Source organism: Flavobacterium cyanobacteriorum (assembly GCF_002251835.1).
Taxonomy (GTDB): Bacteria; Bacteroidota; Bacteroidia; order Flavobacteriales; family Flavobacteriaceae; genus Flavobacterium; species Flavobacterium cyanobacteriorum.
Genome location: NZ_NOXV01000045.1, coordinates 1 through 1,550, shown reverse-complemented (window position 1 = coordinate 1,550; position 1,550 = coordinate 1). Strand labels below are relative to the sequence as shown.

Genomic DNA, 1,550 nt, shown 5'->3' with positions numbered 1-1,550 from the left:
GGGTGGTATCGCTGAACCCGTCCTATGAGCAAGGGAATTATAAGTATCGCTATAACTCCAAAGAATACCAAGATGAACTCGGTTTGAATTGGTATGACTATGGAGCAAGAGGATATATGCCAGATATAGGTCGATGGGGTCAAATAGATCCAAAGGCAGAACTATATTATCCAATATCTCCGTATGTTTATGTAGCCAACAATCCGTTAAGATTTATTGATCCTAATGGAATGGAAATCATTAATGGTGAAACTGCTAGACGAGAGCGACTTCAAGCTCAGCACGAAGGCAATCAAAAAAGAATGAATGATAAATATGGTGGAAAAACTAATTTAACGAAAAAAGATTTTGCTACTAAAGAAGAATATAAAGAATATAAATCTGATAGAAATTCTGCAAGTAGTGTTTCTAAAGCTTTAGAAAAAAGTATTGCAACAGAAGCAAAGATACAAACAGCTATAGACGACTTTAAGAGTACAGACCCGACTAATTTTAATTTAGCTAATAATTTAACATTTGTAGATGGCAGTGGTACTGTTCAAAATATAGATATTAAAGTTAATGCAGGCGAAGCTTCTTCTTTCGGAGGTGCTGTGACTAAAACTGGTTTTACCGCAAATGCAGATGGTACATTTAAAAGCATAGCATTTATAAATACAACATTAGATTTTGGAGATATAAAACCAGTTAGTAATGTATTAGCACACGAGATGGGTCACGCATACAATAATGCAAAAAATCCTTCTCAAGCAATGCAAGATACTACAACTCATAATTGTCAAGACCCATCAAATAGAAATAGTTTTCAATCAAAAACAGCAATGGATTGGCAAGAGAGTTATGATAGACTAAAAGCTTTACAAACAAAAAAATAAGTTTAAAATTTAGTTACAAGTAAACCACAATCTAAATTTAATAAAATGAAAAGTTACCTTTTAATAATATTATCGATTTATAATGCTATCGGATTTTCGCAAGAAAAACCAAATATCAATGATGCCTTTGGGTTACGTTTTATTGAGGAAAGAGTTATTGTGTTAAATAAAAAAAACGATAAAAGTGTTTTAAATAATCCTAATTTGATTAGCATTGAAGTTGATAGCTTAAATACTTATAATTCTGACATATTGTTTTATAGATTTAAACTAGGTAAAAATAAAGTACAACTGTTAGATGAAAGTATAGAAATTTCTATTAACTCTTCTTCTTGTAATGAATACATTTTAGCATTAAACATTAATAATTACACTAGTTATAGGCTGAAAGGTTTTAATGGAAATGATTTGTTATTCTTATTGAGAGATATTAATCGTTTATCAAGTTCAAAAATATCTTCAAAAAAACTCTTATTATCATTAAGTAATCTAAATATTGGAGTTGATTTTTCGGGTATTTATAAAGCTTTATTAAGTCTTGATTTTGAAGCAGAATGCCTTAAAACGTGTTCAGATGGCAAAGAAGCACACGGTAAAATACATAAATAAAATTTTAAATAATCAAAACCAAAAAGAAGCCGTCTCAATACTTAAATTTTGAGACGGTTTTTTATT

2 protein-coding genes are annotated in these 1,550 nt (G+C 29.8%); both read left to right on the top strand.

The features are described from left to right. Positions 1 to 875: RHS repeat-associated core domain-containing protein (locus tag CHU92_RS00410; RefSeq protein ID WP_129582953.1), on the top strand; the 875-nt coding region annotated here is incomplete at its 5' end. Positions 876 to 920: 45 nt separating this feature from the next. Continuing rightward, positions 921 to 1,484 (top strand): hypothetical protein, encoded by a 564-nt coding sequence (locus CHU92_RS00405; RefSeq protein WP_094411489.1) that lies wholly within the window; start codon positions 921 to 923, stop codon positions 1,482 to 1,484. The last annotated feature ends 66 nt before the right edge of the window (positions 1,485 to 1,550 follow it).